Annotated in this window: 35 protein-coding genes; 1 reads left to right on the forward strand and 34 read right to left on the reverse strand. The window is 67.0% G+C overall.

Annotated elements, in window-relative coordinates; translation table 11 throughout:
• Positions 1 to 23: 23 nt before the first annotated feature.
• A complete protein-coding gene (locus AB0O40_RS18025) occupies positions 24 to 1,652 on the reverse strand; it encodes an ATP-binding cassette domain-containing protein (RefSeq protein ID WP_365042027.1) in 1,629 nt (542 codons plus the stop codon).
• Positions 1,653 to 1,742: 90 nt separating this feature from the next.
• On the opposite strand from AB0O40_RS18025, the gene AB0O40_RS18030 reads away from it, so the two are divergent.
• Entirely contained in the window at positions 1,743 to 2,558 is an 816-nt protein-coding gene (locus AB0O40_RS18030) for a hypothetical protein (protein WP_365042030.1), read from the forward strand.
• Here the strand turns inward: AB0O40_RS18030 and truA are convergent.
• The 33 genes from truA to fusA all read right to left on the reverse strand — a co-directional run bounded on the left by truA (position 2,555) and on the right by fusA (position 23,669).
• On the reverse strand, positions 2,555 to 3,424 hold the full coding sequence (truA, locus tag AB0O40_RS18035) for a tRNA pseudouridine(38-40) synthase TruA (RefSeq protein ID WP_365042032.1): 870 nt from the start codon (positions 3,422 to 3,424) through the stop codon (positions 2,555 to 2,557). The genes AB0O40_RS18030 and truA overlap by 4 nt on opposite strands.
• 92 nt (positions 3,425 to 3,516) lie before the next feature.
• Entirely contained in the window at positions 3,517 to 3,978 is a 462-nt protein-coding gene (gene rplQ / locus AB0O40_RS18040) for a 50S ribosomal protein L17 (protein ID WP_365042035.1), read from the reverse strand.
• A gap of 117 nt (positions 3,979 to 4,095) precedes the next feature.
• Complete coding sequence (locus tag AB0O40_RS18045; protein WP_008739666.1) at positions 4,096 to 5,118, reverse strand: DNA-directed RNA polymerase subunit alpha; 1,023 nt, start codon at positions 5,116 to 5,118, stop codon at positions 4,096 to 4,098.
• Positions 5,119 to 5,283: 165 nt separating this feature from the next.
• The gene (gene rpsK / locus AB0O40_RS18050; protein WP_003948617.1) at positions 5,284 to 5,688 is read right to left on the reverse strand and encodes a 30S ribosomal protein S11; all 405 of its coding nucleotides are present in this window, start codon (positions 5,686 to 5,688) and stop codon (positions 5,284 to 5,286) included.
• 68 nt (positions 5,689 to 5,756) lie between these two features.
• Positions 5,757 to 6,137, reverse strand: coding sequence for a 30S ribosomal protein S13 (rpsM, locus tag AB0O40_RS18055; protein WP_007265919.1), 381 nt, complete (start codon positions 6,135 to 6,137; stop codon positions 5,757 to 5,759).
• A 182-nt stretch (positions 6,138 to 6,319) separates the two neighbouring features.
• Entirely contained in the window at positions 6,320 to 6,433 is a 114-nt protein-coding gene (rpmJ, locus tag AB0O40_RS18060; RefSeq protein WP_003956441.1) for a 50S ribosomal protein L36, read from the reverse strand.
• Between the two features lie 72 nt (positions 6,434 to 6,505).
• Complete coding sequence (gene infA, locus AB0O40_RS18065) at positions 6,506 to 6,727, reverse strand: translation initiation factor IF-1 (RefSeq protein WP_003956442.1); 222 nt, start codon at positions 6,725 to 6,727, stop codon at positions 6,506 to 6,508.
• Positions 6,728 to 6,880: 153 nt separating this feature from the next.
• A complete protein-coding gene (map, locus tag AB0O40_RS18070) occupies positions 6,881 to 7,732 on the reverse strand; it encodes a type I methionyl aminopeptidase (protein ID WP_365042040.1) in 852 nt (283 codons plus the stop codon).
• A 105-nt stretch (positions 7,733 to 7,837) separates the two neighbouring features.
• Positions 7,838 to 8,491: an adenylate kinase gene (locus AB0O40_RS18075; protein ID WP_365042043.1), complete on the reverse strand. Its 654-nt coding sequence runs from the start codon at positions 8,489 to 8,491 to the stop codon at positions 7,838 to 7,840.
• A complete protein-coding gene (gene secY / locus AB0O40_RS18080) occupies positions 8,491 to 9,804 on the reverse strand; it encodes a preprotein translocase subunit SecY (RefSeq protein ID WP_365042046.1) in 1,314 nt (437 codons plus the stop codon). Before secY ends, AB0O40_RS18075 begins: the two co-directional genes overlap by 1 nt.
• Before the next feature lie 187 nt (positions 9,805 to 9,991).
• Positions 9,992 to 10,450: a 50S ribosomal protein L15 gene (gene rplO, locus AB0O40_RS18085; RefSeq protein ID WP_365042048.1), complete on the reverse strand. Its 459-nt coding sequence runs from the start codon at positions 10,448 to 10,450 to the stop codon at positions 9,992 to 9,994.
• A gap of 1 nt (position 10,451) precedes the next feature.
• Entirely contained in the window at positions 10,452 to 10,634 is a 183-nt protein-coding gene (gene rpmD, locus AB0O40_RS18090) for a 50S ribosomal protein L30 (protein ID WP_005313525.1), read from the reverse strand.
• The gene (rpsE, locus tag AB0O40_RS18095) at positions 10,634 to 11,236 is read right to left on the reverse strand and encodes a 30S ribosomal protein S5 (RefSeq protein ID WP_030008472.1); all 603 of its coding nucleotides are present in this window, start codon (positions 11,234 to 11,236) and stop codon (positions 10,634 to 10,636) included. Before rpsE ends, rpmD begins: the two co-directional genes overlap by 1 nt.
• A gap of 45 nt (positions 11,237 to 11,281) precedes the next feature.
• Positions 11,282 to 11,665 carry a 50S ribosomal protein L18 gene (rplR, locus tag AB0O40_RS18100; protein WP_365042050.1) on the reverse strand — a complete coding sequence of 128 codons (384 nt, stop codon included), beginning with the start codon at positions 11,663 to 11,665 and terminating at the stop codon, positions 11,282 to 11,284.
• A gap of 2 nt (positions 11,666 to 11,667) precedes the next feature.
• Positions 11,668 to 12,207, reverse strand: coding sequence for a 50S ribosomal protein L6 (rplF, locus tag AB0O40_RS18105; RefSeq protein WP_365042052.1), 540 nt, complete (start codon positions 12,205 to 12,207; stop codon positions 11,668 to 11,670).
• Between the two features lie 20 nt (positions 12,208 to 12,227).
• Entirely contained in the window at positions 12,228 to 12,626 is a 399-nt protein-coding gene (gene rpsH, locus AB0O40_RS18110; protein ID WP_007265911.1) for a 30S ribosomal protein S8, read from the reverse strand.
• 222 nt (positions 12,627 to 12,848) lie between these two features.
• Positions 12,849 to 13,034 (reverse strand): type Z 30S ribosomal protein S14, encoded by a 186-nt coding sequence (locus AB0O40_RS18115; protein WP_003956452.1) that lies wholly within the window; start codon positions 13,032 to 13,034, stop codon positions 12,849 to 12,851.
• 5 nt (positions 13,035 to 13,039) lie between these two features.
• Positions 13,040 to 13,591, reverse strand: coding sequence for a 50S ribosomal protein L5 (gene rplE, locus AB0O40_RS18120; RefSeq protein ID WP_365042054.1), 552 nt, complete (start codon positions 13,589 to 13,591; stop codon positions 13,040 to 13,042).
• Positions 13,591 to 13,914 (reverse strand): 50S ribosomal protein L24, encoded by a 324-nt coding sequence (rplX, locus tag AB0O40_RS18125; RefSeq protein WP_365042056.1) that lies wholly within the window; start codon positions 13,912 to 13,914, stop codon positions 13,591 to 13,593. The genes rplE and rplX overlap by 1 nt, the downstream gene beginning before the upstream one ends.
• Before the next feature lie 2 nt (positions 13,915 to 13,916).
• Positions 13,917 to 14,285, reverse strand: a complete 369-nt coding sequence (gene rplN, locus AB0O40_RS18130; RefSeq protein ID WP_003956455.1) for a 50S ribosomal protein L14 — start codon at positions 14,283 to 14,285, stop codon at positions 13,917 to 13,919.
• 98 nt (positions 14,286 to 14,383) lie between these two features.
• The gene (gene rpsQ / locus AB0O40_RS18135; protein WP_365042058.1) at positions 14,384 to 14,665 is read right to left on the reverse strand and encodes a 30S ribosomal protein S17; all 282 of its coding nucleotides are present in this window, start codon (positions 14,663 to 14,665) and stop codon (positions 14,384 to 14,386) included.
• Complete coding sequence (gene rpmC / locus AB0O40_RS18140; RefSeq protein WP_365042060.1) at positions 14,665 to 14,889, reverse strand: 50S ribosomal protein L29; 225 nt, start codon at positions 14,887 to 14,889, stop codon at positions 14,665 to 14,667. The genes rpsQ and rpmC overlap by 1 nt, the downstream gene beginning before the upstream one ends.
• On the reverse strand, positions 14,889 to 15,308 hold the full coding sequence (gene rplP / locus AB0O40_RS18145) for a 50S ribosomal protein L16 (protein WP_365042062.1): 420 nt from the start codon (positions 15,306 to 15,308) through the stop codon (positions 14,889 to 14,891). The genes rpmC and rplP overlap by 1 nt, the downstream gene beginning before the upstream one ends.
• Positions 15,309 to 15,313: 5 nt before the next feature.
• Positions 15,314 to 16,147: a 30S ribosomal protein S3 gene (rpsC, locus tag AB0O40_RS18150; protein WP_365042064.1), complete on the reverse strand. Its 834-nt coding sequence runs from the start codon at positions 16,145 to 16,147 to the stop codon at positions 15,314 to 15,316.
• Positions 16,147 to 16,494, reverse strand: coding sequence for a 50S ribosomal protein L22 (gene rplV / locus AB0O40_RS18155; protein WP_030359020.1), 348 nt, complete (start codon positions 16,492 to 16,494; stop codon positions 16,147 to 16,149). The genes rpsC and rplV overlap by 1 nt, the downstream gene beginning before the upstream one ends.
• 43 nt (positions 16,495 to 16,537) lie before the next feature.
• Positions 16,538 to 16,819 carry a 30S ribosomal protein S19 gene (rpsS, locus tag AB0O40_RS18160; protein WP_007265903.1) on the reverse strand — a complete coding sequence of 94 codons (282 nt, stop codon included), beginning with the start codon at positions 16,817 to 16,819 and terminating at the stop codon, positions 16,538 to 16,540.
• Between the two features lie 12 nt (positions 16,820 to 16,831).
• On the reverse strand, positions 16,832 to 17,668 hold the full coding sequence (gene rplB / locus AB0O40_RS18165; protein WP_365042066.1) for a 50S ribosomal protein L2: 837 nt from the start codon (positions 17,666 to 17,668) through the stop codon (positions 16,832 to 16,834).
• Between the two features lie 39 nt (positions 17,669 to 17,707).
• A complete protein-coding gene (gene rplW / locus AB0O40_RS18170; protein ID WP_365042068.1) occupies positions 17,708 to 18,031 on the reverse strand; it encodes a 50S ribosomal protein L23 in 324 nt (107 codons plus the stop codon).
• Positions 18,031 to 18,681: a 50S ribosomal protein L4 gene (gene rplD, locus AB0O40_RS18175; RefSeq protein WP_365042071.1), complete on the reverse strand. Its 651-nt coding sequence runs from the start codon at positions 18,679 to 18,681 to the stop codon at positions 18,031 to 18,033. The genes rplW and rplD overlap by 1 nt, the downstream gene beginning before the upstream one ends.
• 5 nt (positions 18,682 to 18,686) lie before the next feature.
• Entirely contained in the window at positions 18,687 to 19,331 is a 645-nt protein-coding gene (rplC, locus tag AB0O40_RS18180; protein ID WP_365042074.1) for a 50S ribosomal protein L3, read from the reverse strand.
• Between the two features lie 14 nt (positions 19,332 to 19,345).
• A complete protein-coding gene (gene rpsJ / locus AB0O40_RS18185; RefSeq protein WP_003948644.1) occupies positions 19,346 to 19,654 on the reverse strand; it encodes a 30S ribosomal protein S10 in 309 nt (102 codons plus the stop codon).
• A 541-nt stretch (positions 19,655 to 20,195) separates the two neighbouring features.
• Positions 20,196 to 21,389 carry an elongation factor Tu gene (gene tuf, locus AB0O40_RS18190; protein WP_365042077.1) on the reverse strand — a complete coding sequence of 398 codons (1,194 nt, stop codon included), beginning with the start codon at positions 21,387 to 21,389 and terminating at the stop codon, positions 20,196 to 20,198.
• 150 nt (positions 21,390 to 21,539) lie between these two features.
• Positions 21,540 to 23,669: an elongation factor G gene (gene fusA, locus AB0O40_RS18195; RefSeq protein WP_365042080.1), complete on the reverse strand. Its 2,130-nt coding sequence runs from the start codon at positions 23,667 to 23,669 to the stop codon at positions 21,540 to 21,542.
• Positions 23,670 to 23,676: the final 7 nt, after the last annotated feature.

Raw genomic sequence — 23,676 nt, forward strand, 5'->3', positions numbered from 1 at the left:
CCTCCACGCAGCCACACGAGGGCTCAGCGCTTGCGTTCCACCCGCCGCTCGTCCCACACCGGCTCCGCGGTCTCCCGGACGACCCCGTCCGAGCCGAAGACCAGGTACCGGTCGAAGGACTTCGCGAACCAGCGGTCGTGGGTCACGCACAGCACCGTGCCCTCGTACGCCTCCAGCCCGTCCTGCAGGGCCTCGGCCGACTCCAGGTCGAGGTTGTCGGTGGGCTCGTCCAGCAGCAGCGCGGTGGTGCCGGCTAGCTCCAGCAGCAGGATCTGGAACCGCGCCTGCTGCCCGCCGGAAAGCTTCTCGAAGGGCTGCTCGGCCTGGCGCTCCAGCTCGTAGCGGCGCAGCGCGCCCATCGCCTGCCCCAGCGGCTTCGCCGCCTCCGTCCACAGGATGTCGACGAGGGTCCGGCCGAAGAGCTCCGGATGGGCGTGCGTCTGCGCGAAGTGGCCGGGGACCACCCGCGCGCCCAGCTTCCAGTCACCGGTGTGCTTGACGTCCTCGCCGGCCATCAGCCGCAGGAAGTGCGACTTGCCGGAGCCGTTCGAGCCGAGGACGGCGACCCGCTCCCCGTAGAAGACCTCGAGGGAGAAGGGCTTCATCAGCCCCGTCAGCTCCAGGTTCTCCACGGTCAGCGCCCGCACGCCGGTCCGGCCGCCCTTGAGGCGCATCTTGATGTCCTGCTCCCGCGGCGGCTCCGGCGGCGGGCCGGCCTCCTCGAACTTCTGGAAGCGGGTCTGCATCGCCCGGTAGCGCGAGGCCATGTCGGGGCTGGAGGCGGCCTGGTTGCGCAGCCGCAGCACCAGCGCCTTCAGCCGGGCGTGCTCCTCGTCCCAGCGCCGCTTGAGTTCTTCGAAGCGGGCGAAGCGCTCCTTGCGGGCCTCGTGGTAGGTCCCGAAGCCGGCGCCGTGCACCCACACGTCGCTGCCCATCGGGCTCGCCTCCAGGCTGATGATCTTCTCGGCGGCCTGGGTGAGCAGTTCCCGGTCGTGCGAGACGAAGAGCACCGTCTTGCGGGTGGCCTTCAGCTGCTCCTCCAGCCACCGCTTGCCGGGGACGTCGAGGTAGTTGTCCGGCTCGTCGAGGAGCAGCACCTCGTCGGGACCGCGCAGCAGCGCCTCCAGGACGAGCCGCTTCTGCTCACCGCCCGAGAGCGTGCGCACCTCGCGGAACTGCGCCCGGTCGTACGGCACGTCCAGCGCGGCCATGGTGCAGACGTCCCACAGGGTCTCCGCCTCGTAGCCCTGCACGTCGGCCCAGTCGCTCAGCGCCTGCGCGTAGGCCATCTGCGCGGCCTCGTCGTCGACGGTGAGGATCAGCTGCTCGGCCCGGTCCACCGCCTTGGCGGCCTCCCGGATCCGCGGCTGGGCCACCGAGACCAGCAGGTCGCGGACGGTGGTCTCGTCCCGTACGGAGCCCACGAACTGCGACATCACGCCGAGCCCGCCGCTGTTGGTGACCCCGCCGCCGTGCGGCTGGAGCTCCCCGGAGATCAGCTTGAGCAGGGTGGTCTTGCCGGCGCCGTTCGCCCCCACCAGGGCCACCACCGCCCCCTCCCCCACACGGAAGGAGACGTCGGGGAGCAGGACCCGCCCGTCGGGAAGGTAGTACTCCAGATGGCTGGCTTCGAGATGTCCCATGACGGGCATTGTCTACGGCCGGACGCCCGGGACCCAACCGGATAACCTCCCCGGCCGGACTCCGGTCGCCGTTCACCGGCGCCCCCTAGGATTCGCGCCATGAGCTACGGGGAGGGAACGCCCGACTGGGCGGCCATGGCCGAAGCCCACGAGGCGGGCCGGCGCCGCCGCAGGCGGCTGTGGTGGGGTGCCGGGGCGGGCCTGGGGGCGCTCGCGATCGCCGCCGCGGTCGCCGTCGGCATCGGCGGCACCGGGCGCGCGGCCCCCGAGGCCCTTCAGGACCCGCGGCCGCCGGGACCGGTGGTGGGCGGCCCGCTGCCCACCTTCCCCTCGAAGGCCCCGGCCCCCGACCCGCGCCGCTACCTCGCCGACGCCCGGGTGGACCGCGCCCCGCTGGGGCCCGGCCCCCTCTTCCCGGGCACCCGGGCCACGGTCAGCGGCCGTACGTACCTCGAAGGCGGCGGGGACACCACGGCCGACTGCGCGGCGCACACGGACCCGGCCCTGGCCGCGGTCCTGAAGAAGCACGGCTGCACGGCCCTCATCCGCTCCACCTACCGGCGCGGCAGCGTCCAGGTGACCGTGGGCGTGGCCGTCTTCGCCACCGAGGCCCAGGCCACCGCCGCCCGGGCCGCCCGGGCCCACGGCGGGGTCCGGGCGCTGCCCGGCGCCCGCACCAAGCCCTTCTGCGCCCCGAAGACCGTCTGCCGCCGCACCGCGGACTCCTACGGCCGGTACCTCTACGTCACCCTCAGCGGCTTCACCGGCAACAAGAACGCCACCAAGAAGGACCGCTCCGTCTACCGCGCCGGCGACGACCTCTCCGCCTACACCTTCCGCCAACTCCACCACCGCGCCGAAACCGTGATGGCGGCGGCGAGCCCCGGTCCCTCAGGCCCGGCACCGCAGCCCTAGCAGCAGCCGGCCGCCGGCCCGTTGCCCAGCACCGGGAGGGTCCGCATGTTGCGCGCCTCCTTGGCGCGCGCGGCCAGCTGGTCGTCGGCCGGGTAGCCGACCTCCTCCAGCGTCAGCCCGTGCGGCCGCACCACGTGCACGGAGGAGTCGCGGACCGCCGCCCGCAGCACCTCCCCCGGCCACGACACCGCCCGGTGCCCGTCGCCGACGTGCAGCAGCGCACCCACCAGCGACCGCACCATGTTGTGGCAGAAGGCGTCCGCCCGCACCGTCGCCGTGATGACCCCGTCCGCACCCCGCTCCCAGCTCAGCTGCTGGAGCGTGCGGATGGTCGTGGCCCCCTCGCGCTTCTTGCAGTACGCGGCGAAGTCGTGCTCGCCCAGCAGCGCCCGCGAGGCCTCGTTCATGGCCGCCACGTCCAGCGGCCAGTCGTGCCACAGCACGTGCCCGCGCAGCAGCGGGTCCACCCCGCCCTTGTGGTCCCCCACCCGGTACGCGTACCGCCGCCAGACCGCCGCGAAGCGCGCGTTGAAGCCGGCCGGCGCCTCGGCGACCCGCCACACCCGCACGTCCTGCGGCAGCCGCCCGGCCAGCCGCCGCAGCAGCACCTCGGAGTGCTCCGCCCACACCTCCTCGGGCAGGTCCAGATGGGCCACCTGGCCGCGGGCGTGCACGCCCGCGTCGGTGCGCCCGGCGACCGTCAGGTCCACCGGATCGGCCAGCCGCATCACCGTCTGCAGGGCGGACTCCAGCTCGCCCTGCACGGTCCGCCGCGTCCTCTGCTTCGCCCAGCCGGAGAAGTCCTTGCCGTCGTACGACAGGTCCAGCCGCACCCGGACGTACCCGGGCTCCACCTCGTCACTCACGTGACAGATCCTCTCAGAACATGCAGAACGGGCCCGCCCCCGGAAAGGGGCGGGCCCGTTCAGAGCCGTTCGGCGGACGAGATCCCGGAGGATCAGGCCTCCGTGGTCTCCTCGGCGGCCGGGGCGGCAGCCTCGGCGTCCTTGGCGGCGCGCTTGGTCGCGGCCTCGGCCTCACCGGTGGCCTGCTGGGCCACGGTCAGGGCCTCGACCAGCTCGATGACCGCCATCGGGGCGTTGTCGCCACGACGGTTGCCGATCTTGGTGATGCGGGTGTAACCACCGGGGCGGTTCTCGTAGCGCGGCGCGATCTCGGTGAAGAGCGTGTGGACGACGCCCTTGTCCGTGATCGACTGCAGCACCTGGCGACGGTTGTGGATGTCGCCCTTCTTCGCCTTGGTGATCAGACGCTCGGCGACCGGACGCAGGCGGCGGGCCTTGGCCTCGGTCGTGGTGATGCGGCCGTGCTCGAAGAGCGACTTCGCCAGGTTGGCGAGCAGCAGCTTCTCGTGCGCGGCGCTGCCGCCCAGACGGGCACCCTTGGCGGGACGCGGCATGGTGTTTCTCCTTCTGTGCTGCACCGGCCGTGTCAGGTACCGGTGTCAGTCCCCACCCGCTTGTGCGGGCAGGGTGTACGGGGGGCTCGCGCCCCCCGCAAGCCTTGCGGGTACTGCTTAGTACTGCTCGGTCTCGACGAAACCGGCGTCCGCGTCGTCGTCGGCGCCGAAGGCGTCGGCGGCGGCGGTCGGGTCGAACCCGGGCGGGCTGTCCTTGAGGGCCAGGCCCATGCCGGCCAGCTTCGCCTTGACCTCGTCGATCGACTTCGCACCGAAGTTGCGGATGTCGAGCAGGTCGGCCTCGGAGCGGGCGACGAGCTCACCCACGGAGTGGATGCCCTCGCGCTTGAGGCAGTTGTACGACCGGACGGTGAGCTCGAGCTCCTCGATCGGCAGCGCCAGGTCGGCGGCCAGGGCGGCGTCCGTGGGGGACGGGCCCATGTCGATGCCCTCGGCGTCGATGTTGAGCTCGCGCGCCAGACCGAACAGCTCGACCAGGGTCTTACCGGCGGACGCCATGGCGTCGCGCGGGCGCATGGCCTGCTTGGTCTCGACGTCGACGATCAGCTTGTCGAAGTCGGTGCGCTGCTCGACACGGGTCGCCTCGACCTTGTAGGTGACCTTGAGCACCGGGCTGTAGATGGAGTCGATCGGGATGCGACCGATCTCCTGGCCCAGCTGCTTGTTCTGGACGGCGGAGACGTAGCCGCGACCGCGCTCGACGGTCAGCTCCATCTCCAGCTTGCCCTTGCCGTTGAGCGTGGCGAGGACCAGGTCCGGGTTGTGCACCTCGACACCGGCCGGCGGCGCGATGTCGGCAGCGGTGACCAGGCCGGGACCCTGCTTGCGCAGGTACATCACGACCGGCTCGTCGTGCTCCGAGGAGACGACCAGCTGCTTGATGTTGAGGATGATGTCGGTGACGTCTTCCTTGACACCGGGCACGGTGGTGAACTCGTGCAGGACGCCGTCCACGCGGATGCTGGTGACGGCGGCACCCGGGATCGAGGACAGGAGCGTGCGGCGCAGCGAGTTGCCGAGGGTGTAGCCGAAGCCCGGCTCCAGCGGCTCGATCACGAACCGCGAGCGGTACTCGTCGACGACCTCTTCGGTCAGCGAAGGACGCTGAGCGATAAGCATGTCTGTGTTCCTTCAGTCGTGGACGCCCACTATTTGACGCCCGACGGTGCTGCGCGGAGCGCAGCGGTACTAGCAAGGGTACGGGCGGCACGTCCCCCGGAGGGGTCGTGCCGCCCGGAACCTCGGCTCAGTGCGTCGAAACGCGCTGCGGTGACCCGGAGGGGGTCAGACGCGGCGGCGCTTCGGCGGACGGCAGCCGTTGTGCGGGGTGGGGGTGACGTCCTGGATCGAACCCACCTCGAGGCCGGTGGCCTGGAGGGAGCGGATCGCGGTCTCACGGCCGGAGCCGGGACCCTTGACGAAGACGTCGACCTTGCGCATGCCGTGCTCCTGCGCGCGGCGGGCGGCCGACTCGGCGGCCATCTGCGCGGCGAAGGGGGTGGACTTGCGCGAGCCCTTGAAGCCGACGTGGCCGGCGGAGGCCCAGGAGATCACGTTGCCGGTCGGGTCCGTGATGGACACGATCGTGTTGTTGAACGTGCTCTTGATGTGCGCGTGGCCGTGAGCGACGTTCTTCTTTTCCTTGCGGCGCACCTTCTTGGCAGCGCCCTGACGACCCTTGGGGGGCATCTCTTACTCCTACAGGGAGGTGGTCGGTCCTACAGCGCAAGACCGCTGGAAAGCGTGTCCGCTGAGGACTACTTCTTGCCCGGCTTCTTCTTACCGGCGATGGCGCGACGCGGGCCCTTGCGGGTACGGGCGTTCGTGCTGGTGCGCTGACCGTGCACGGGCAGGCCACGACGGTGGCGGATGCCCTGGTAGCACTGGATCTCGATCTTGCGGCGGATGTCGCCCTGGATCTCGCGGCGGAGGTCACCCTCGGTGCGGAGGTTGGCGTCCACGTACTCGCGGATCTTGACGAGGTCCTCTTCGGCCAGGTCACGAACGCGGGTGTTCGGGTTCACGCCGGTGGAGGCGAGGATCTCCTTGGACCGGGTGCGCCCGATACCGAAGACGTAGGTGAGTGCGATCTCCACACGCTTTTCGCGCGGGATGTCAACACCGGAAACGCGTGCCACTAATGGCTCCTGTGTGTTCGGGGGTCTTCCGCAAAGCCGCTCCCGGCACGCCGTATGAGGTACGAACCGGGTCTCCGGCCCCCGCCGGAGGTGCCGCCGACCCTTGCGGGCTGGGCGGGCTCTGCGTAATTACGTTGCTTGCGTCGCGCGAAGAACTGCGGGTGCAGGTCGGTCGGCGTGCGTCAGCCCTGGCGCTGCTTGTGGCGCAGGTTGTCGCAGATGACCATGACCCGGCCGTGACGGCGGATCACCTTGCACTTGTCGCAGATCTTCTTGACGCTCGGCTTGACCTTCATGGGATGTGAGGTTCTCCGGGTCAGTGCCACCACCCCGCAGGGGCGAATGCCCGCACGGGAGTGCGACAAGATCTACTTGTACCGGTAGACGATCCGGCCACGCGTCAGGTCGTAGGGAGAGAGCTCCACCACGACCCGGTCATCCGGGAGGATACGGATGTAGTGCATCCGCATCTTTCCACTGATGTGCGCGAGGACCTTGTGACCGTTCTGGAGCTCCACCTTGAACATGGCGTTCGGGAGGGACTCGATCACGGTGCCCTCGATCTCGATGGCACCTTGCTTCTTGGCCACGCTTCGCCTTTCGAATCGGCTACCTTGATCAGCTCCCCGCTTCGCATGAGGACATGCGGATGCAAAGGAGCCGACGAGTCAGTCTACGTCAGGGCACCCAGAAAGACGAATCCGGAAAGTTTGCCCCACAGCGTAGATCATTAAGCCCCGCGCCTAGCCCAGGGGGTCGGGCGCGGTGGTCACCCCGTACTCGGCCAGCTTCGCCTTGCCGCAGTCCGGGGAGGTCAGGACGATGGGGCCGGCCTCGGTCAGCGCGATCGAGTGCTCCCAGTGCGAGGACCAGGTGCCGTCGGTGGTGATGACCGTCCAGTCGTCGGCCAGCACCTCGGTGGCCGCGGTGCCCAGGGAGACCATCGGCTCGATCGCGAGGCAGACGCCCGGCACCAGCTTGATGCCCTTGCCGCGCTTGCGGGAGACGTAGTTCAGCAGGTGCGGGTCCATGTGCATCTCGGTGCCGATGCCGTGGCCGCCGTAGTCCTCGATGATCCCGTACCGGCCGAGGCTGTGCTCGCCGGTGGCCGGCCGCGGCTGGCGCTTGATGTACGTCTCGATCGCCTTGGAGATGTCGACCAGGCGGTTGCCCAGCTTCATCGCGGCCAGGCCGGCCCACATCGACTCCTCGGTCACCCGGGAGAGCTCGATCAGCTCCGGAGCGTGGCCGGTGCCCACGAAGCAGGTGTACGCGGCGTCGCCGTGCCAGCCGTCGACGATGGCGCCGGCGTCGATCGAGATGATGTCGCCGTCCTTGAGGACGGTCTTCTCGTCCGGGATGCCGTGCACCACGACCTCGTTGACCGAGGTGCAGATGGTCGCCGGGAAGCCGCCGTACCCGAGGAAGTTCGACTTGGCGCCGTGGTCGGCGATGACCTTGCGGGCGACCTCGTCCAGGTCCTTGGTGGTGGCGCCGGGCACGGCCGCCTCACGGGTCGCCGCGTGGATGGCGGCGACGACCAGCCCCGCCTCGCGCATCTTGGCGATCTGCTCCGGGGTCTTGATCTGGACCATGCCCTCTTGCCTTCCGGGTGTACGGGTACTCGACTGTCTCTGCTCAACAGTACGGCCGCGGCGTCCTGGGGACACCGCGGCCGTACGGAGGTACTACGGGGTGGGTCAGGCGTCGCCCTGCAGGGCGGCCATCGCGCGCTCGGTGACCTCGTCCACCTTGCCGAGCGCCGAGATCGTCACCACGAGGTCCTGTGCCTTGTAGTAGTCGATGATCGGCTCGGTCTGGGTGTGGTAGACGTCCAGGCGGTTGCGGACGGTGTCCTCGCTGTCGTCCGGGCGCTGGTACAGCTCGCCGCCGCAGGTGTCGCAGACACCCTCGGTCTTCGGCGCGGCGTACGTCACGTGGAAGACGTGGCTGGACTCCTTGCGGCAGACGCGCCGGCCGGCGATCCGCTTCACGACCTCGTCCTCGGGGACCTCGAGGTCCAGGACCGCGTCCAGCTTCATCCCCTCGGCCTTGAGCATCTCGTCAAGGGCCACGGCCTGCGAGACGTTGCGCGGGAAGCCGTCGAGCAGGAACCCGCCCTCGGCGTCCGGCTGCTCCATCCGGTCCTTGGCCATGCCGATGGTGACCTCGTCCGGCACCAGGTCGCCGGCGTCCATGAACGCCTTCGCCTGCTTGCCGAGCTCGGTGCCCTGGCTGATGTTGGCCCGGAACAGGTCGCCCGTGGAGATGTGCGGGATCGACAGGTTCTTGGCAAGGTACGCGGCCTGCGTTCCCTTGCCCGCACCAGGCGGCCCGACGAGGACGATACGCATCAGCGGAGGAACCCTTCGTAATTGCGCTGCTGGAGCTGGCTCTCGATCTGCTTCACGGTCTCCAGACCCACACCCACGATGATCAGGATGCTCGTCCCGCCGAACGGGAAGTTCTGGTTCGCTCCGAAGCCCGCCAACGCCATCGTCGGCACGAGCGCGATCAGACCCAAGTACAGCGACCCCGGCCAGGTGATCCGGTTGAGCACGTAGCTCAGGTACTCGGCAGTAGGTCGGCCAGCCCGGATGCCCGGGATGAAGCCACCATACTTCTTCATGTTGTCGGCTACTTCCTCGGGGTTGAACGAAATCGCCACGTAGAAGAACGCGAAGAAAACGATCAGGAGGAAGTAGGCGGCGATGTAGTACGGGTGGTCACCCTTGACGAAGTGCTTCTGGATCCAGGTGGCCCAGGGCGCGGTGGACCCGCTGAACTGGACGATCAGTGCCGGGATGTACAGCAGCGACGAGGCGAAGATGACCGGGATCACGCCGGCCTGGTTCACCTTGAGCGGGATGTAGGTGGACGTGCCACCGTAGGCGCGGCGGCCGATCATGCGCTTGGCGTACTGCACCGGGACCCGGCGCTGGGCCTGCTCGACGAAGACGACCAGGGCCACCATCGCGAGACCGACCAGGATGACCACGCCGAACTCGACCCAGCCTCCGGCGATCTTGCCGTTGAGCTTGATGCCCCAGAGGGCGCTGACGAAGCCGGCGGCGATCGAGATGAACATCAGGATCGACATGCCGTTGCCGATGCCGCGGTCGGTGATCAGCTCACCGAGCCACATGACGACACAGGTACCGGCGGTCATGGTCACGACCATGACGACGATGCGGAAGATGGAGTGGTCCGGCACGATCTGGCCGGCCTGGGCGCACGATCCGAAGAGTGCGCCGGTCTTGGCCGTGGCCACCAGGCCGGTGCCCTGCAGGATGGCGAGGGCGACCGTCAGGTAACGCGTGTACTGCGTGATCTTCGCGGTACCGGCCTGCCCCTCCTTCTTGAGGTTCTCCAGCCGGGGGATGACCACGGTCAGCAGCTGCAGGATGATGCTCGCCGTGATGTACGGCATGATGCCGAGCGCGAAAATCGTGATCTGCAGCAATGCGCCGCCGCTGAACATGTTGACCAGCCCGAACAGGCTGTTGCTCGAGCCGGCCTGGTCCACACAGAACTGGACGGCCTTGTAGTCCACGCCGGGAACGGGCACATGTGACCCAAGCCGGAACAGCACGATGATGCCGAGCGTGAAGAGCAGCTTCTTGCGCAGGTCGGGCGTCTTGAACGCCCGGGCGAACGCGGTGAGCACGGTGCCTCCTGCGACCCCCGCGCTACTGCGTCAAGGGTGACGGTCTGAGGGATCGACGTATGTGTACAAGCAAAGGTGCAGGCCACCTTACCGGCGAGAGTGGCCCCCTAGGAACGACCAACCGGGGATGCCCCATTTGTGAGGCATCCCCGGTCGGAGTTTCTAGCTATTTGGCACAGAACCCGTCTTAGACGAGCTCGGTGACCGTGCCGCCGGCGGCGGCAATCTTCTCCTTGGCGGAGCCGGAGACGGCGTCAACCGAAACCTGCAGCGCCACGGAGATCTCGCCCTGGCCCAGGACCTTGACGAGGCTGTTCTTGCGAACCGCACCACGCTCGACGAGACCGGCCACGGTGACCTCTCCACCCTCGGGGTAGAGCTCGGCCAGCTTGGCCAGGTTCACGACCTGGTACTCGGTGCGGAACGGGTTCTTGAAGCCCTTGAGCTTCGGGAGGCGCATGTGGAGGGGCATCTGCCCACCCTCGAAGCGCTCCGGAACCTGGTAACGCGCCTTGGTGCCCTTGGTACCACGACCGGCCGTCTTACCCTTGGACGCCTCACCACGACCCACACGGGTCTTCGCGGTCTTGGCACCCGGGGCGGGACGGAGGTTGTGGGCCTTCAGCGGGCTGCTGTTCTCGGCCATGTTAGTCGACCTCCTCAACCGTCACGAGGTGGCGGACGGTGTGCACCATTCCGCGGAACTCGGGGCGGTCCTCCTTGACGACCACGTCGTTCAGGCGCTTGAGCCCGAGCGAACGCAGGGTGTCGCGGTGGTTCTGCTTGCTGCCGATGTACGACTTCGTCTGCGTGATCTTGAGGCGAGCCATTACGCACCCGCTCCCGCACGCGCACGAAGCAGAGCCGCGGGGGCGACGTCCTCGAGGGGCAGACCACGGCGAGCCGCGATCTCCTCGGGACGCTGCAGGCCCTTCAGGGCCTCCACGGTCGCGTGCACGATGTTGATCGCGTTGTCGGAGCCGAGCGACTTCGACAGGATGTCGTGAACGCCGGCGCACTCCAGAACGGCGCGCACCGGGCCACCGGCGATAACACCGGTACCGGGGGAAGCAGGCTTCAGCAGGACGACGCCCGCGGCCTTCTCGCCCTGGATCGGGTGCGGGATGGTGCCCTGGATGCGCGGAACCTTGAAGAAGTTCTTCTTGGCTTCCTCGACACCCTTGGCAATGGCCGCGGGAACTTCCTTGGCCTTGCCGTAACCGACACCTACGGTGCCGTCACCGTCGCCCACCACGACCAGCGCGGTGAAGCTGAAGCGGCGACCACCCTTGACAACCTTGGCAACGCGGTTGATCGCGACAACGCGCTCAACGTAAGCGGTCTTCTCGGCGGCAGGGCCACCGTCGCGACCCTTCCGGTCCCGCCGCTCGCCGCCACCGGCACCGCTTCCGCGGCGCTGGGGTCCAGCCATTGGATTACCTCTCTCTGTTACGTCCGTGAGTCCCGGAACCGGGGCTTAGAACTTCAGCCCGGCTTCGCGGGCGGCGTCAGCCAGAGCGGCAATGCGCCCGGCGTATCGGTTGCCACCGCGGTCGAACACGACGGTCTCGACACCCGCAGCCTTGGCACGCTCGGCGACGAGCGCGCCGACGGCCTGGGCCTGGGTGCTCTTGTCGCCTTCGCCACCGCGGATCGAAGCGTCCAGGGTCGACGCGGACGCCAGGGTGTGGCCCTGGAGGTCGTCGATGACCTGAGCAACGATGTTGCGGTTGGAACGCGTCACGACGAGGCGCGGACGCTCCGCCGTACCCGAGACGTTCTTGCGGATGCGGATGTGGCGGCGAGCCTTGGCCGCGCGCTTGTACGCGTCGCCCTTGGCGATCTTCACACCGTATGCCATGGCTACTTACCAGCCTTTCCGACCTTGCGGCGGATGACCTCGCCGGCGTACTTGACACCCTTGGCCTTGTACGGGTCGGGCTTCCGCAGCTTGCGGATGTTGGCGGCGACCTCGCCGACCTTCTGCTTGTCGATGCCCTCGACCGAGAACTTGGTCGGCGACTCGACCTTGAAGGAGATGCCCTCGGGCGCCTCCACCAGGATCGGGTGGCTGTAGCCGAGCTGGAACTCCAGGCTGGAGCCCTTCGCGGCCACGCGGTAACCGACACCGCTGATCTCGAGAGCCTTGACGTATCCCGTGGTCACACCGGTGATCATGTTCGCCACCAGCGTGCGGGACAGGCCGTGGAGGGCCTTGTTCTGACGCTCGTCGTTGGGACGGGTGACGTTAAGAACGCCGTCCTCGCCCTTAACGATCTCGATGGGGGCGGCGACGGTGTGCGTCAGGGAGCCCTTGGCACCCTTGACGACGACCGTGCGGCCATCGATGGTGACGTCCACACCGGCGGGAACCTGGATGGGGAGCTTGCCGATTCGCGACATTGCTTTTCCTCCGTTCCCGACTACCAGACGTAGGCGAGGACTTCCCCACCTACGCCCTTCTTGCCTGCCTGCTGGCCGGTGAGGAGACCGTGGGACGTGGAGATGATCGCCACGCCCAGGCCGCCGAGCACCTTCGGCAGGTTGGTGGACTTCGCGTACACGCGCAGACCGGGCTTCGAGATCCGCTTGATGCCCGCGATGGAGCGCTCACGGTTCGGCCCGAACTTCAGCTCGAGGACGAGGTTCTTGCCGACCTCGGCGTCCTCGACCTTCCAGCCGGTGATGAAACCCTCCTGCTTGAGGATCTCTGCGATGTGCGACTTGATCTTGCTGTGCGGCATCACGACGGTGTCGTGGTACGCCGAGTTAGCGTTACGCAGACGGGTCAGCATGTCTGCGATCGGGTCAGTCATGGTCATGAAGTGGCCTTCGGCCTCTCTCGCCGGGGTTTCCTGTATGCGCCATCCCTCTCCCCACACAGGGGCGGGACGGGTGCGGCGCGGGGACCTACGGCGTAGTAAGTCGGTAGGGCGGCGGACGCCCAACCCCACAAGCCTACGGCATGCGGGAGCGGGGGTCCGCCGACCTGATGCTTACCGAGAGCGCCTGGAAAACCTCAACACCCAATGGGTGAAGGGGATTTACCAGGAGCTCTTGGTCACGCCCGGCAGCTCGCCACGGTGAGCCATCTCACGGAGGCACACGCGGCACAGGCCGAACTTGCGGTACACGGAGTGGGGGCGACCGCAGCGCTGGCAGCGGGTGTACGCACGCACACCGAACTTGGGCTTGCGGGCAGCCTTCGCGATGAGAGCCTTCTTCGCCATCTCGCTTACGCCTCCTTGAAGGGGAAGCCGAGGTGACGAAGGAGGGCGCGGCCCTCGTCGTCGTTGGTCGCCGTGGTCACCACGGTGATGTCCATACCCCGGGTACGGTCGATCTTGTCCTGGTCGATCTCGTGGAACATGACCTGCTCCGTGAGACCGAAGGTGTAGTTGCCACGGCCGTCGAACTGCTTCGGCGACAGACCACGGAAGTCACGGATACGCGGCAGCGCGAGCGACAGCGTACGGTCCAGGAACTCCCACATGCGGTCACCACGGAGGGTGACGTGGCAGCCGATCGGCTGACCCTCACGCAGCTTGAACTGCGCGATGGACTTCCGGGCCTTCGTGACGGCCGGCTTCTGACCGGTGATCGTCGTCAGGTCCTTGATGGCGCCGTCGATCAGCTTGGAGTCGCGGGCGGCGTCGCCCACACCCATGTTGACCACGATCTTCACGAGGCCGGGGATCTGCATGACGTTCTCGTACGAGAACTCCTCACGCAGCTTGCCCGAGATCTCCTCGCGGTACTTCGTCTTCAGACGCGGAGTGGTAGCCATCAGATGTCCTCACCCGTGCGCTTGGCAACGCGGATCTTGTTGCCTTCGTCGTCGAAGCGGAAACCGACGCGGGTGACGACCTTCTTGCCGTCCTTCTCCACGACCAGCTGAACGTTGCTGACGTGGATCGGGGCCTCGGTGATCACGATGCCGCCGGCCTGCGACCCACCAGCGGTGGGGCCGGCCTTGGTGTGCTTCTTGACCCGGTTGACACCCTCGACCAGGACGCGGTTCTCAGCGGGGATGGCCTGGATGACCTTGCCCTGCTTGCCCTTGTCCTTACCGGTGATGACCTGAACCAGGTCGCCCTTCTTGATCTTCATGCTTACAGCACCTCCGGCGCGAGCGAGATGATCTTCATGAACTTCTTCTCGCGCAGCTCACGGCCGACCGGGCCGAAGATACGGGTGCCACGAGGGTCGCCGTCGTTCTTGAGAATGACAGCGGCGTTCTCGTCGAAGCGGATGTACGAGCCGTCCTGGCGGCGGCGCTCCTTGACGGTGCGAACGATGACGGCCTTGACGACGTCACCCTTCTTCACGTTGCCGCCCGGGATCGCGTCCTTGACGGTGGCGACGATCACGTCACCGATGCCCGCGTAGCGGCGACCGGAGCCACCGAGAACACGGATGCAAAGGATCTCCTTGGCACCAGTGTTGTCGGCGACACGCAGTCGCGACTCCTGCTGGATCACGTCTATCTCCTGTTTGTCTGCCGGTTCCCGGCAGGGGCTTCAGCGAAGCCCCTGCCGAGCCTGGCGGAACGAATCCGAGGGAAACCCCTCAGACTTGATTACTTGGCCTTCTCGAGGATCTCGACGACGCGCCACCGCTTGGTCGCGGACAGCGGGCGAGTCTCCATGATGAGGACGCGGTCGCCGATGCCGGCGGCGTTGGCCTCGTCGTGGGCCTTGAGCTTGTTCGTACGGCGGATGACCTTGCCGTACAGCGCGTGCTTGACGCGGTCCTCGACGGCGACGACGACGGTCTTGTCCATCTTGTCGCTGACGACCAGACCCTCGCGGGTCTTGCGGAAACCGCGCTCGGTCTTCTCAGTCACGTTGTTCTCGCTCATCAGGCGTTCTCCACCGTCTCGATACCGAGCTCACGCTCGTGCATCAGGGTGTAGATGCGAGCGATGTCCTTACGGACGGACTTGAGCCGGCCGTTGTTCTCCAGCTGACCCGTGGCCGCCTGGAAGCGGAGCTTGAACAGCTCCTCCTTGGCCTCGCGCAGCTTGCCAACGAGCTCCTCGTTGCCCAGCTCGCGCAGCTCGGACGCCTTGGTACCGGCCGCCATCACGACTCACCTGCCTCGCGCTTGACGATCCGGCACTTCATCGGCAGCTTGTGAGCCGCACGAGTGAGAGCCTCACGCGCAATCTTCTCGTTCGGGTAGGACAGCTCGAACATGACCCGGCCCGGGTGCACGTTCGCGATCCACCACTCGGGGGAACCCTTACCGGAACCCATGCGGGTCTCGGCGGGCTTCTTCGTCAGCGGACGGTCCGGGTAGATGTTGATCCAGACCTTGCCGCCACGCTTGATGTGACGCGTCATCGCGATACGAGCGGACTCGATCTGGCGGTTCGTCACGTACGCCGGGGTCAGCGCCTGGATGCCGTACTCGCCGAACGAGACCTCAGTACCGCCCTTGGCCATACCGCGGCGCTTCGGGTGGTGCTGCTTGCGGTGCTTGACCCTACGGGGGATCAGCATGTCGGTCAGGCCTCCGTTCCGGTGCTCTCAGCCGGAGCGGCGGCAGCGGCCTCGGCCTTGGGGGCCTCGGTCGCAGCAGCCTGCTGCGGCTTGCGGCCACGGCCGCCACGCTCGCCGCCACGGCCACCACGGCCACCGGCGGGGCGGTCAGCGCCACCACGGGCCGGGCGGTTACCCGCACGGGCCGCAGCGTTCTCGGCGCGGACCTCAGCGATGTTCTTGACATCGCCCTTGTAGATCCAGACCTTCACGCCGATGCGGCCGAAGGTGGTCTTGGCCTCGAAGAAGCCGTACTCCACGTTCGCGCGCAGCGTGTGCAGCGGCACACGACCCTCGCGGTAGAACTCGGAGCGGGACATCTCGGCGCCGCCGAGACGGCCACCACACTGGATCTTGATGCCCTTGGCGCCGGCCTTCATCGTGCCCTGCATGCTCTTACGCATGGCGCGACGGAAGGAGACGCGGGAGGAGAGCTGCTCGGCAACGGCCTGGGCGACGAGCTGAGCGTCGAGCTCGGGGTTCTTGACCTCGAGGATGTTCAGCTGGACCTGCTTGCCCGTGAGCTTCTCGAGGTCACCGCGGATGCGGTCGGCCTCGGCGCCACGGCGGCCGATGACGATGCCCGGACGAGCGGTGTGGATGTCCACACGCACGCGGTCACGGGTGCGCTCGATCTCAACCTTCGAGATGCCGGCGCGCTCCATGCCGGACGTCATCATCCGACGGATGGCGACGTCTTCCTTGACGTAGTCCTTGTACAGCTTGTCGGCGTACCACCGGGACTTGAAGTCCGTGGTGATGCCGAGCCGGAACCCGTGCGGGTTTACCTTCTGGCCCATTACCGGGTTCCTTCCTTGCTGCTGACGACCACGGTGATGTGGCTGGTCCGCTTGCGGATCCGGTAGGCACGACCCTGGGCACGCGGACGGAACCGCTTCAGGGTCGGGCCCTCGTCCACGAACGCCTCGCTGATGAACAGCGACGAAGCGTCCGTGTGGTCGTAGTTGTGCGCGGCGTTGGCGATGGCGCTGTCCAGCACCTTGCCAACCGGCACGCTCGCGGCCTGCGGGGCGAAACGCAGGACCGCCTGAGCCTCCGTGGCGTCCATGCCACGGATGAGGTCCACCACGCGGCGGGCCTTCATGGGCGTGACGCGGATGTACCGCGCCTGGGCCCTGGCTTCCATGGTTGTCCCTTCGATGTAAGTCATTAGTCGTTCCACCCCGCGATTAGCGGCGCTTCGACTTCCGGTCGTCCTTGACGTGGCCGCGGAAGGTGCGAGTCGGCGAGAACTCGCCGAGCTTGTGGCCGACCATGGACTCGGTGACGAACACCGGGACATGGGTCTTGCCGTTGTGCACCGCGATCGTGTGACCCAGCATGCTGGGGATGATCATCGAGCGACGGGACCAGGTCTTGATGACGTTCTTGGTGCCGGCTTCGTTCTGGGCGTCCACCTTCTTTACGAGGTGGTCGTCGACGAAGGGCCCCTTCTTGAGACTGCGCGGCATCTAAACCCGCTCCTAGCGCTTCTTGTTCGTCTTGCGGCGGCGGACGATGTACTTGCTCGAAGCCTTCTTCGGCGAGCGAGTACGACCCTCCTTCTGACCCCACGGGGAGACCGGGTGGCGACCACCGGAGGTCTTGCCCTCACCACCACCGTGCGGGTGGTCAACCGGGTTCATCGCGACACCGCGGACGGTCGGGCGAACGCCCTTCCAGCGCATACGGCCGGCCTTGCCCCAGTTGATGTTCGACTGCTCGGCGTTGCCGACCTCGCCGATCGTCGCGCGGCAGCGCACGTCGACCAGGCGGATCTCACCGGACGGCATACGGAGGTGCGCCATGGCACCTTCCTTCGCCAGCAGCTGCACGGAGGCACCCGCGGAACGGGCGAACTTCGCGCCACCACCCGGACGGAGCTCGATCGCGTGGATCGTGGTACCGACGGGGATGTTGCGCAGCGCCAGGTTGTTGCCGGGCTTGATGTCGGCCGTGGGGCCGTTCTCAATCCGGTCACCCTGCTTCAGGCTCTTCGGCGCGATGATGTAGCGCTTCTCGCCGTCGGCGTAGTGCAGGAGCGCGATGCGCGCGGTGCGGTTGGGGTCGTACTCGATGTGCGCGACCTTGGCCGGCACGCCGTCCTTGTCGTGACGACGGAAGTCGATCACGCGGTAGGCGCGCTTGTGTCCACCACCCTGGTGGCGAACGGTGATCCGACCGGTGTTGTTACGGCCGCCCTTGCTGTGCAGCGGGCGAACCAGCGACTTCTCCGGCGTGGACCGCGTGATCTCGACAAAGTCGGCGACGCTGGAGCCACGACGGCCCGGGGTCGTCGGCTTGTACTTGCGGATACCCATTTCTCAGTCCTCGTCCGATTCCGGACGACTCGGACTCCGTTAGGAGACCGGGCCGCCGAAGATGTCGATACGGTCGCCCTCAGCGAGGGTCACGATGGCGCGCTTGGTGTTGGCGCGCTTGCCGAAACCGGTCTTGGTGCGCTTGCGCTTACCCTGACGGTTGATCGTGTTGACCCCGGTGACCTTGACCGAGAAGACCGCCTCGACGGCCTGCTTGATCTGGGTCTTGTTGGCGCCGGGCGCGACGATGAACGTGTACTTGTTCTCGTCCAGCAGCGCGTAGCTCTTCTCCGACACGACCGGCTTGATCAGCAGGTCGCGCGGGTCGGTGAAGGTCTTGCTGGTAACGGTCGCCTCGGACATCAGGCGTCGCTCCCTTCGGTCTCAGCGGTCTGGGGGCCAGACACGAAGGACTCGAAAGCGGCCTGAGTGAAGACCACGTCGTCAGAGACGATCACGTCGTACGTGTTCAGCTGGCCCGGCTCCAGGATGTGAACCTGGGGCAGGTTGCGGGCGGACAGCCACGCGGCCTCGTCGGCGCGCTCGACGACCAGGAGCAGGTTGTTGCGCTCCGAGATCTTGCCGAACAGCGTCTTGGCGGCCTTGGTGGAGACGGCACCCTCGACCACGCCGGAGACGACGTGGATGCGGGAGTGACGGGCCCGGTCGGTGAGGGCGCCACGCAGAGCGGCGGCCTTCATCTTCTTGGGCGTCCGCTGCGAGTAGTCACGCGGCTGCGGGCCGTGGACGACGCCACCGCCGGCGAACTGCGGCGCACGGGTCGAACCCTGACGGGCGCGGCCGGTGCCCTTCTGGCGGTACGGCTTCTTACCACCACCGCGGACCTCGCCACGCGTCTTGACCTTGTGCGTGCCCTGACGGGCCGCGGCCAGCTGCGCGACGACGACCTGGTGGATCAGCGGGATGCTGACCTTGGCGTCGAAGATCTCGGCCGGGAGCTCAAGGGTCCCGGTCTTGTCGCCCGCGGGCGACAGAATGTCAATGGTGCTCATAGTCCTCAGGCCCCCTTGGCCGCAGTGCGGACCAGGACGAGGCCGCCGTTCGGACCAGGAACCGCGCCCTTGATGAGCAGCAGGCCCTTCTCCGCGTCAACGGCGTGAACGGTCAGGTTCTGGGTGGTGACCCGGTCGTTACCCATGCGGCCGGCCATCTTCATACCCTTGAAGACACGGCCGGGGGTGGCGCAGCCACCGATCGAACCGGGCTTGCGGTGCACGCGGTGGGCACCGTGGGAGGCCTTGCCACCACGGAAGTTGTGGCGCTTCATGGCACCGGCGAAGCCCTTGCCCTTGCTCGTGCCCGTGACGTCGACCTTGACGCCGGACTCGAACACCTCGGCAGTGATCTCCTGGCCGAGCGTGTACTCGCTGGCGTCGGAGGTGCGGAGCTCCACCAGGTGGCGGCGCGGGGTCACGTCGGCCTTGGCGAAGTGACCCTTGAGGGGCTTGTTCACCTTGCGAGGGTCGATCTCGCCGAAGGCGATCTGGACCGACTCGTAGCCGTCGATGTCGTTGGTACGGACCTGGGTCACGACACAGGGCCCGGCCTTGACGACGGTCACCGGGACGACACGGTTGTTCTCGTCCCAGACCTGGGTCATGCCGAGCTTCTCGCCCAGGACGCCCTTGATCTGCTTTGCCATCTTCTCGACGCCTCTCAGAGCTTGATCTCGATGTCAACGCCGGCCGGAAGGTCCAGGCGCATCAGCGAGTCAACGGTCTTGGGGGTCGGGTCGAGGATGTCGATCAGGCGCTTGTGCGTGCGCATCTCGAAGTGCTCGCGCGAGTCCTTGTACTTGTGCGGCGACTTGATGACGCAGTACACGTTCTTCTCAGTGGGCAGCGGCACCGGGCCCGCGACCGACGCACCAGTGCGGGTCACCGTCTCGACGATCTTCTTCGCCGAGGAGTCGATGACCTCGTGGTCGTAGGCCTTGAGCCGGATGCGGATCTTCTGTCCCGCCATGGCTACTTCGTAGTCCTTTGTCTCAATGGAACGCTCTGGTACTCGGTCGGCTGCATTTCTGCGGCTTCTCTCCGACCCACGCGGTCGGGCGTGTCGCGCTGCCTCTTCAAAAAATTTCCATACGGAAATTCCCTGCCTGAGGGGTTGCGATCCTTTCCCGGATCACGCTTCGGGGGAGAAACACCCACCGAGTGCCTGGCCGGTACCCCGCCCACGCTTCCCGGAAGATTCCCGTACGTCCGCCCCATTGCTGCCCGAAGGGCAGATGAAGGCGACGAGTACTGTGGGACTCGCTTCCGGTCCTCCCGGCGGGAGGCGCGCAGCATCGGTACTCAACCGAGCAACTTGAACAGTCTGCCATACATCACGCAGACGGCGCCAATCGCAAGCGGGGAGGGTACCCCATCTCACATTTCGCAGGCGCATGCGCCACGCGGGCGCCGGCTGGGTGCCGACGGCGAGAAGGGCCCCGCTCCACCGACCAGCGGCGGAGCGGGGCCCTCCTCAGGTGCTCTGAAGAGCTACCAGGTCAGAACACGAATTACTTCGTGATCTTGGTGACCTGGCCGGCGCCCACGGTACGACCACCCTCACGGATGGCGAACTTCAGGCCCTCCTCCATGGCGACCGGCTGGATCAGCGCGACCGTCATCTCGGTGTTGTCGCCCGGCATGACCATCTCGGTGCCCTCGGGGAGGGTCACGACGCCGGTCACGTCCGTGGTACGGAAGTAGAACTGCGGGCGGTAGTTGTTGAAGAACGGGGTGTGACGGCCACCCTCGTCCTTCGACAGGATGTAGGCCTGGGCCTCGAACTCGGTGTGCGGGGTGACCGAACCGGGCTTGATGATGACCTGGCCGCGCTCGACGTCCTCGCGCTTGATGCCGCGGAGCAGCAGACCGACGTTCTCACCGGCCTGGCCCTCGTCGAGCAGCTTGCGGAACATCTCGATACCGGTGACCGTGGTGGTGGTCTTGGTCTCCTTGATGCCGATGATGTCGACAGTCTCGTTGACCTTGAGGACACCACGCTCGATGCGACCGGTGACGACGGTGCCACGACCGGTGATCGTGAAGACGTCCTCGACCGGCATCAGGAACGGCATGTCGGTGTCACGCGGGGGGGTCGGGATGAAGTCATCCACGGCCTTCATGAGGCCGAGGAGCTTCTCGCCCCACTCCTTGTCACCCTCGAGGGCCTTGAGCGCCGAGACCTGGACGACCGGGACGTCGTCGCCCGGGAAGTCGTACTCGGAGAGGAGCTCACGGACCTCGAGCTCGACGAGCTCCAGGATCTCCTCGTCGTCCACCATGTCGGCCTTGTTCAGGGCGACGACGATGGAGGGGACGCCGACCTGGCGGGCCAGGAGCACGTGCTCCTTGGTCTGCGGCATCGGGCCGTCGGTGGCGGCGACCACGAGGATCGCGCCGTCCATCTGCGCGGCACCGGTGATCATGTTCTTGATGTAGTCCGCGTGACCCGGGCAGTCGACGTGGGCGTAGTGACGCGCCTCGGTCTGGTACTCGACGTGCGCGATGGAGATGGTGATACCGCGCTGGCGCTCCTCAGGAGCCTTGTCGATCTGGTCGAAGGCCGAGGCCTCGTTCAGGTCCGGGTACGCGTCGTGCAGCACCTTGGTAATGGCGGCCGTGAGGGTCGTCTTACCGTGGTCAATGTGACCGATGGTGCCGATGTTGACGTGCGGCTTAGTCCGCTCGAACTTCGCCTTCGCCACTGGGGTCCTCCTGGGAAGTGGTTCTGTACGCCTTACTCATCGGCGCCAGGTGATCTTTGCTGGGATGCCGGCCCCCCCGGGGCAACGACAGCGGTTGCCGTTGTTGCCCCAGGGATTCCGGTGACAAGCCTAAAGCGTGAAACGAGTGAGTTACTCGCCCTTGGCCTTCGCGATGATCTCCTCGGCGACGTTCCGGGGAACCTCGGCGTAGGAGTCGAACTGCATCGAGTAGCTTGCGCGACCCGAGGTCTTGCTGCGGAGGTCTCCGACGTAGCCGAACATCTCCGAAAGCGGCACGAGGCCCTTCACGACGCGGGCGCCGTGACGCTCCTCCATGGCCTGGATCTGGCCACGGCGGGAGTTGATGTCGCCGATGACCTCACCCATGTAGTCCTCGGGCGTGGTGACCTCGACGGCCATCATCGGCTCGAGCAGCACGGGGCTGGCCTTGCGCGCACCCTCCTTGAACGCCTGCGAACCGGCGATCTTGAAGGCGAGCTCGGAGGAGTCGACCTCGTGGTAGCCACCGTCGAGCAGGATGACGCGGACGCCGGTCATCTCGTAGCCCGCCAGGATGCCGAACTGCATGGCCTCCTGCGCACCCGCGTCGACCGAAGGGATGTACTCCTTCGGGATGCGGCCACCGGTGACCTTGTTCACGAACTCGTACGCCGGACCATCGGCGTCCGTGATCGGCTCGATCGCGATCTGCACCTTGGCGAACTGACCGGTACCACCGGTCTGCTTCTTGTGGGTGAAGTCGATGCGCTCGACGGCCTTGCGGATCGTCTCGCGGTACGCGACCTGCGGCTTGCCGACGTTGGCCTCGACCTTGAACTCGCGCTTCATACGGTCGACCAGCACCTCGAGGTGCAGCTCGCCCATACCGCCGAGGATGGTCTGGCCGGTCTCCTCGTCCGAGTGAACGTGGAAGGAGGGGTCCTCCTCCGCGAGACGCTGGATGGCGACACCCAGCTTCTCCTGGTCACCCTTGGACTTGGGCTCGATGGCGACCTGGATGACCGGGGCCGGGAAGTCCATGGACTCCAGGATGACCGGGCTCTTCTCGTCGCACAGCGTCTCACCGGTGGTGGTCTGCTTCAGGCCCATGACGGCGACGATGTCGCCGGCGCCCACCGAGTCGATCTCCTCACGCTTGTTCGCGTGCATGCGGTAGATCTTGCCGATGCGCTCCTTCTTGCCCTTGACGGAGTTCAGCACCGAAGTGCCGGCCTCCAGGCGGCCCGAGTAAACCCGGACGAAGGTGAGCTTGCCGAGGTGCGGGTCGCTCATGATCTTGAACGCCAGCGCCGCGAGGGGCTCCTCGTCGGACGGCTTGCGCTTCACGACGACCTCGGCGTCCTTGACGTCGTGGCCCTCGATGGCCTCGATGTCCAGGGGCGAGGGGAGGTAGCGGACGACGGCGTCGAGCAGGGGCTGGACGCCCTTGTTCTTGAACGCCGTGCCACAGAACACCGCGGTGACGGTCGTGCCGCCACCCTTGCCCGACTGCAGGATGATGCGACGGACGGCGGCGTGCAGCTGCTCCACGGTCGGCTCTTCGCCGCCCAGGTACAGCTCCATGATCTCGTCGTCGTTCTCCGCGACGGCCTCGAGGAGCTTGCCGCGCCACTCTTCAGCGGCCTCGGTGTGCGTGGCCGGGATGTCGACGATGTCGTACATCTCGCCCTTGGTCGCCTCGGCGGACCAGACGAACGCCTTCATCGTGACGAGGTCGACGACACCCTGGAAGTCGGCCTCGGCACCGATGGGGAGCTGCATCACGATCGGAACCGCGCCCAGGCGGTCCTTGATCATGTCCACGCAACGGTGGAACTCGGCGCCCGTGCGGTCGAGCTTGTTCACGAAGCAGATGCGGGGCACGCCGTAACGGTCGGCCTGACGCCACACCGTCTCGGACTGCGGCTCAACACCGGCCACACCGTCGAACACGGTGACGGCACCGTCGAGGACGCGGAGCGAACGCTCCACCTCGACCGTGAAGTCCACGTGACCCGGGGTGTCGATGATGTTGATCGTGTGATCGACGTCCTCGAGCGGCCAGTGACAGGTCGTCGCGGCGGACGTGATCGTGATGCCGCGCTCCTGCTCCTGCTCCATCCAGTCCATCGTGGCAGCGCCGTCGTGGACTTCACCGATCTTGTAAGACACACCGGTGTAGAACAGGATGCGCTCGGTGGTCGTCGTCTTGCCCGCGTCGATGTGGGCCATGATGCCGATGTTGCGCACCTTGGCCAGGTCAAGCGAAGTGGTAGCCATAAGGCTT

Origin of the sequence: Streptomyces sp. NPDC089919 (genome assembly GCF_040684615.1) — a bacterium.
GTDB lineage: Bacteria > Actinomycetota > Actinomycetes > Streptomycetales > Streptomycetaceae > Streptomyces.